Source organism: Chloroflexota bacterium (genome assembly GCA_035652535.1).
Lineage (GTDB): Bacteria > Chloroflexota > UBA6077 > UBA6077 > SHYK01 > DASRDP01.
In genome coordinates, this window is sequence record DASRDP010000075.1 from 1 (window position 1) to 6,514 (window position 6,514).

At 66.5% G+C, this 6,514-nt stretch carries 6 protein-coding genes; 3 read left to right on the forward strand and 3 right to left on the reverse strand.

The annotated features are described in order from the left end of the window. Nucleotides 1-327: 327 nt before the first annotated feature. Nucleotides 328-546, reverse strand: coding sequence for a 30S ribosomal protein S21 (gene rpsU, locus VFC51_08135; GenBank protein ID HZT06986.1), 219 nt, complete (start codon nt 544-546; stop codon nt 328-330). A 341-nt stretch (nt 547-887) separates the two neighbouring features. Between rpsU and VFC51_08140 the strand changes: the two genes are divergently transcribed. After that, complete coding sequence (locus tag VFC51_08140; GenBank protein HZT06987.1) at nt 888-2,162, forward strand: Rieske 2Fe-2S domain-containing protein; 1,275 nt, start codon at nt 888-890, stop codon at nt 2,160-2,162. A 10-nt stretch (nt 2,163-2,172) separates the two neighbouring features. Here VFC51_08140 and VFC51_08145 read toward each other — a convergent pair whose 3' ends face one another. Further along, entirely contained in the window at nt 2,173-3,525 is a 1,353-nt protein-coding gene (locus VFC51_08145) for a Rieske 2Fe-2S domain-containing protein (GenBank protein HZT06988.1), read from the reverse strand. A 22-nt stretch (nt 3,526-3,547) separates the two neighbouring features. Further along, nucleotides 3,548-5,257: a peptide ABC transporter substrate-binding protein gene (locus VFC51_08150; GenBank protein ID HZT06989.1), complete on the reverse strand. Its 1,710-nt coding sequence runs from the start codon at nt 5,255-5,257 to the stop codon at nt 3,548-3,550. A gap of 208 nt (nt 5,258-5,465) precedes the next feature. Between VFC51_08150 and VFC51_08155 the strand changes: the two genes are divergently transcribed. Both VFC51_08155 and VFC51_08160 read left to right on the forward strand, forming a co-directional pair. After that, nucleotides 5,466-6,374, forward strand: coding sequence for a TIGR03619 family F420-dependent LLM class oxidoreductase (locus VFC51_08155; GenBank protein HZT06990.1), 909 nt, complete (start codon nt 5,466-5,468; stop codon nt 6,372-6,374). 7 nt (nt 6,375-6,381) lie between these two features. Further along, on the forward strand, nt 6,382-6,514 hold a 133-nt coding region (locus VFC51_08160; protein ID HZT06991.1), incomplete at its 3' end, for a pyridoxamine 5'-phosphate oxidase family protein.

Genomic DNA, 6,514 nt, shown 5'->3' on the forward strand with positions numbered 1-6,514 from the left:
TATCGCACCCCGTATGCCGCCCTCAAAGCCGAACTGCCGAACATCGACGAGGCCATCCGCTTCCCTATCCCGTTCTTACTCGACGACGTCAGCGTCCGCCTTGGCCCTTGGAGTGGATACCATCTGTTGGCGCATCACCCGCGTCCGGCCACGGTCGGACGCGGACCGCGGCACAAAACGAGGCGCAGCCCTACCGGACCGTACGGGCATGATTGCCGGGAGTGAGCTGCTAGGGGGCCACGGCGCGCGTCGCCGCTTGCGCGTGCGCGATTCACATGCCGTGAGAAGTCGAATCGACGAGACGCGCGCTCGGGGCGAGCGCGCTGTTTAGGACGGGCGGCGGGCCATCCGGGTGCGGCGCTTGCGCTCGGCTCGCTTCGCTTTCGCGCGGGCCTTCTCGCCGCGGCTCATAAAGGTTTGGTGCCGCTTGTAATCGCCGAGAATGCCGCCGCGCTCGACGCCCTGCTTGAACCGCCGCAACAGGCTTTCGAACGCCTCACCCGGTCGTGCGCTTACTTCCACTGAGTCACCCGCTTTCTCTCCCATCGCTCGCCGCGTCTTCACGCGGCTTTCATCATGGATCAGCTTACCACGTGCCCCACAGCTCCGTACACGTCGCCGCCAGCGTTGCGCTTTGACGCGGTTCCCGCCTTCGCACTATGCTGCGCTCGTGTGGAACGACCTGCGGTGCACCGTCGCTTAGGGCGCGCGGAGCGCAGTCTACCATGCATGCACGAACCCGGTGTAGGCTCGCGCGGAAGGAGGCGTTTGATGTGCACCGTGGGCCGGCGTCTGCTGCTCGTCGTGGCCACGGTTGCGCTTCCCGCCGCGTGCCAGCCACGCCCGGCGTGTGACAGACGGCGATGAACGATCACTGGAGGTGAACCATGTTGACCGTTGAGGAGAACGAGCTGCTCTGCCGGGTGGGTCCGGGCACGCCGATGGGCGAGCTGTTCCGTCGCTATTGGCTCCCAGCCCTCACGACCGTCGAGATTCCGGAGCCGGATTGTCCCCCCGTCCGCGTTCGTCTCCTCGGCGAGGACCTGGTCGCGTTTCGCGACTCCGAGGGACGAGTCGGGCTCATCGCGGAGAAGTGCGCCCACCGTCGCGCGTCGCTCTTCTATGGCCGAAACGAGGAGGGCGGTCTCCGGTGCGTCTACCACGGCTGGAAGTACGACGTGAGCGGGACGATCGTCGATACGCCGGTCGAGCCCCGCGAGAGCATGATCCGCTACCACGTCCGGCAGCGCGCCTACCCGTGCCGAGAGGCAAACGGGCTCATCTACGCGTACATGGGACCCAGGGAGGAGATGCCGGCCCTTCCCAATTATCCGTGGGTAACCATGCCCACGGAGCGGGTCTTCGTCCGCAGCAAGATGATCAACGAGTGCAACTGGCTGCAAACGCAGGAGGGCAACGTCGACAGCACCCACTCTGGCTTCTTGCACGCGCGCGTGGGCCAGCAGGGGGCGGTTCGGCGCTATCGAACGCAGAGCAACCCGCCGGTCTTGGACATCGAGCCCACGCAGTGGGGAGTCCGCGCCGTCGTCCGCTATCCGGCGGAGGATGGCTATGAGTTCATCCGGACGAACACCTTCATCATGCCCGTCTACACGGCGCTTCCCAACGGGCAAAGCTTGGGCGACAAGCTCGACGGATTCACCATCAATACAGAAGTGCCGATGGACGACTACACCACGCGCCGCTTCTTCATATCGGTGCAGCGGACGCTTCCGATGAATCGCGCCGATTGGGACAACAACGCCCAGTTCCTGACGCCCGACGGCCGCAAGCTTTTGACGCGCGCCAACGACTACGGCATCGATCGTGAGAAGCAACGTCGCAAGATCGTCTTCAGCGGGATCGACGCAAGCGCACCATTCCAGGACGCCGCCATGACCGAGACGATGGGGGCGATCTCCGACCGCGAGAACGAGCACCTCGGGGTGACGGATACGCAGGTCGTGGCTCTCCGCCGCTACTACCTCGACGCGGTTCGGGCATTGCAGGAGGGTCGACGGCCGCCCGCGATCACTCGGGACGGCGAGGATCCGATCAGTTACGACGACCTCTATCTGGTGAGCGGGCTCGTCTCGAAGGGCCGGGACTGGAAGAGCCAGATTCCCGAAGTCACGACCCATCAGCTCGCCGCGGTCGGTTGACGGGATAGGCTCAGGAATCGTCGCCGACGATCGAGAGATCAAGGCCAGGGTGATCGATAAAGGCCTTCCGCAAGTCCGCGGTCGCAGCGATCCAGTCCGCGTCGCGCGGGAGAATCACGCCGCCCGAGCGCACGCTATAGACTTCGGGCTCGTCGACGCCGGGCGGCGCTTGACCGCGCTCGCGTAGCGCGCGTGCCGCCTCCAACAAGCGCCGGCGCGTGCGGATGATCATCGCGTCGCTGCTTACGAGGTGCTCCTGGCTGCGATCGGCAATGGCGCCCATCCCCTCGGTCGCCGCCGCGTCCTGGACCGGGATTCCAGCGATTCCCGTGAAACTCCCGTTGCTGCGCTGCTGGGCGCGATCGATCAAGTAGTCGTTGTCGAGGTCCTGCACGAGCCGAAACCGATCGTACCAGCCGGTTCCGTTGGGGTGATACCGGAGTCCGCCGCGAGGGGTGCGGCCGTCGGGTGTCGTAGCTCGGAGCTGCCCGCCCCCATCCGCCCGCGGCGGCGCGCTGCCGGCGCCGCGCTTCGCCATGGAGAAGAACATCATGTGCTCGTCGTCCATTGGAACCCAGGCGCGCACCTGCACCTGGTGACCGAGCAGGCCGGTCGGGATCAGCGAGTAGAAGGGGAAGAGGAACAGGGCGATGCGCCAGTAATATGCGCTGTCGCCCGCGGGTCGATAGGCCCCGTACATGGTTCCACCCGGTACGTCGACAACCTGATAGCGGGGGGCGCGGTCGGCCAGGCCATAGAACGCCATGGTGCCCGGCCGAACGTCCTCTGGCTTCATGGAGCCTTGATGGAGGATCTGCAGGTGGCTCGTGTCGATGTCCCCCTCGAGCCCCTGGAGCCAGTTGCAGCTCCGCATGGTGACGCCGACCGTGTAGTCTCCATCGGGAAGCATGTTGGGCTCGATGTCCGGAAGCGACGGCGGTGACGACCGCGGCCCCATGTACGCCCAGATAACGCCGCCCCGCTCGCGGCAGGGATAGGCTGTCGCTCGCACCTTCGACTTGAAGTTGCTCTCCGGCGGCTCGTTGGGCATGTCGACGCACGCGCCGGTGACGTCGAATTTCCACCCGTGGTACACGCAGCGGAGGCCCGCCTGCTCGTTTCTGCCGAAAAACAGCGAAGCGCCCCGGTGCGGACAATGGTTCCCCAGGAGACCGACCCGGCCAGCCACGTCCCGGAAGGCGATCAGCTCCTCGCCCAGCAGCTTCACCCGGACGGGCGCGCAGTCAGGCGCGGGCAGCTCGCTGGCCGCCAGCGCCGGTACCCAGTATTGACGCATCACGTCACCCATCGGGGTCCCTGGTCCCACCCGACAGATCGTGTCGTTGTCTTCTTTGCTCAGCATCGCAGCTCTCCGTCGCCGTCGACTATCGTTTGTCCCATTCGAAAAAGTTCCAGGTCTGCGCGGGCCCGCCTCCTGCTGGAATGCCGGTCACACCTTCCAGGGCGAGAACCGGCGCCACGTTCCAGTAGAGCGGTGCCAGGGCAACGTCTCCCAGGATGATCTGGAGCAGCTCGCGCTGCATCGGGACGCGCTCGGCCACGGGGATAGTGGCGCCGAGCTGTTCGAGGAGCGCATCCGCTCGGGGGTTGCTGTACGCACCCCAGTTACTCCCGCCCCATCGGTTCTCCGGCCCGGGGATGCTTCGCGAGTGCAAGGTCGACGTGAAGAAGGCCGCCGCGCCGGTTCCGTTGATCGTGACGCCGGGGCGCGTCGAGCGCATCTCGTTATCAGAGGCGAGCTGGGCGGGGAAATTGAAGATCGTCGCGTCGATTCCGACCTGCTTGAACTCCTCGCGCATGACGGCCTGCATCCGCTGCGCGTCCTGTCGCGGCGCCGCGGAGATCTCCAGCTCGAAGCGATCTCCGAACCCCTGGTGCACGAGCACGCCATCACCCCCTCGGGCCCAGTCTCCGTCCGCGAGCAGTGACTGTGCGCGAGCGACGTCGAACGGGTACTGGGGGATCGCACTTTCCAGCTGGGGTCGGAGCGGGTCCTTCGGGGACACCCAGCTATCGGCAGGCGGGGGCACGCCCGCGAGCCCGGCGTCGATGACCTGGGCGCGGTCGATCGCGTGGTAGATGCCGCGGCGAACGACAGGGTTGACGACGCCGGAAGGTGGCCGCGCGAGGTCCGGGCGGAGCTGGAAGTACAGCGAATAGAGCACCATGCTCTGGCCGAAGAGCACCTGATTCCCCGTTCCCTGCCACCGATCTCTCACCTCGAGCGCCTGATCGAGGGAGACGCCGAGGGGAAGGACGACGTCGACAGCGCCGGAGAGAATCGCGGCGACCATGGTGTTCGGGTCGCCGAGAAATCGGACGAATACTTGGTCCAAGGGCGGGCGCCCCAGGTAGTAGTCGCCGAAGCGGGCAAATTGGAGGTGCGAGCCGGGCTCCCAGCGGACGAGGCGATAGGGGCCCAGGCCGACGAACTCCGTGCTGAATCGCGGGCTCGTCACGAGATTCGCCTTATCGCTCTGGTACAGGTCTTCGAGGAGGTGCTTTGGGAGGGGCGTCAGGCCCTCGGCCTGGTCCGCGTTCGCGTACGGGGCGGACCAGCGCACGACGAGCGTGCGGGGATCCGGCGCCGACAGCGAATCCATCGCCTTCAAGTTCGAACGCACGACGCACGGGATCTCGGGATCGCGGCACACCGTGCCGGAAAATACGAGGTCGTCCGCGGTGAAAGCAACGCCATCGTGCCACTCGATGTTTGGACGCAGCTTCCAGGTCATCTCCATGCTGCCGTCGGGATTCAGGACCCATAACCCGTTCTCGACGGAGGGGCGCTCGGCGGCGAGCCGCGGCGTGAAATTACCGAGGCCGTCGTCGGCGAGGAGGAAGTCGTGCGCGATGGGCGGCGGTTGGCTGACGCCGCCGATCCCCTTCGACTCCTGTGTGTAGTCGATGAGAAAGCCTTTCAGCTCGGTCTGGATGGCGATCGTGAGTACCTTTGGCGACCGAGGATCGCCGCCAACCGACGCTTGGGGCGCCGTCGTAGCCTTGGGTGAAGGCGCGCACGCGGCGAGGAGGACCGCTGCCGCGAGCAGCGCTCGGCGAATGATTGGGTGCATTCCCACCTCCGACGCACGGCGGCCGCGGATCTCGCGACTTTCCGACGGATTGCGCGGTCACACGACCGGTTCGGGGCCGCTGCGACCGATCATACTCGCTGGCGCCGAGGAGCGGAACGCATGAAAATGGACGTGCTGGCCGCGAACCGCCAGCGCCGCGCCAGATCGGCGGCATGGACCTGTCAAATGCGTCGAGAGGGGGACAACGATGGACATCGGTATCGCGCTGCCGCAATGGGGACGACACGCGTCGCCAGAGGCAATCTCGCGGGTCGCTCGTGAGGCGGAGCGCCTGGGGTACGCGTCCGTCTGGGTGCAGGAGCGGCTCCTTCGCCCGACCCATCCACGTTCCGGTTACGGTGGCGTGCCGGGCGCCCCATGGCCAGAGCCGTATCGCATCGTCTATGACCCGATCGAGACGCTCAGCTACGTCGCGTCTCAGACCACGCGACTCAAGCTGGGGACCAGCGTCCTTGATGCTTTGTTCCACGTGCCGGTCGTCCTCGCGCGCCGACTGGCTACGCTGGACCGTTTCAGCGGCGGCCGCGTCGTTGTGGGATTGGGACAGGGGTGGTCGGAAGACGAGTTCATCACCGCCAACGTTCCGCCGAAGCGCCGGGGGGCGGGGTTTGAGGAATTCATTCGCGCCATGCGGGCCGTCTGGGGACCGGACCCCGTAAGCTTCGCCGGGCGTCACTATCAGATTCCCGAGTCGGAGATCGGGCCGAAGCCGGTCCAGCCCGGCGGGCCGCCGATCCTCGTCGGCGCATTCGCCCCCGCGGCGATCGAACGGGCCGCGCGCATCGCCGACGGTCTGAATCCAATCGCGATCGGGTGGGACATGCTCCAGGACATGGTCACGCGTTTTCGCGACGCGGCTCGCGCGGCGGGGCGCGATCCAAGCACCCTGCAGTTCGTCGTCCGAGCGAACAATCAGCTCTCGGACGCCCCCCTCGGAAACGACCGGGGACCGTTCAGCGGGAACGCGCAACAGATCCGCGATGACCTCACCCGGGCGGAGGGAATGGGCCTGACGCACGTGTTCTTCGATTTCGGGTTCGTCGAAACGCCTATAGACCCGCAGCTCCGCATGCTGGAGCAGCTCGCCCAGCGCTGAGGGGGCCGTGGCGTTGACGCCTGAGGAGGCGCGCTTTCTCGATCAGCAGCGGGTTGGGCGGCTCGCCACGGTGGACCGGGGCGGGCAGCCGAACATCGTCCCGGTTTGTTTCGCGCTGGTCGACGGGGCGATCTACAGCG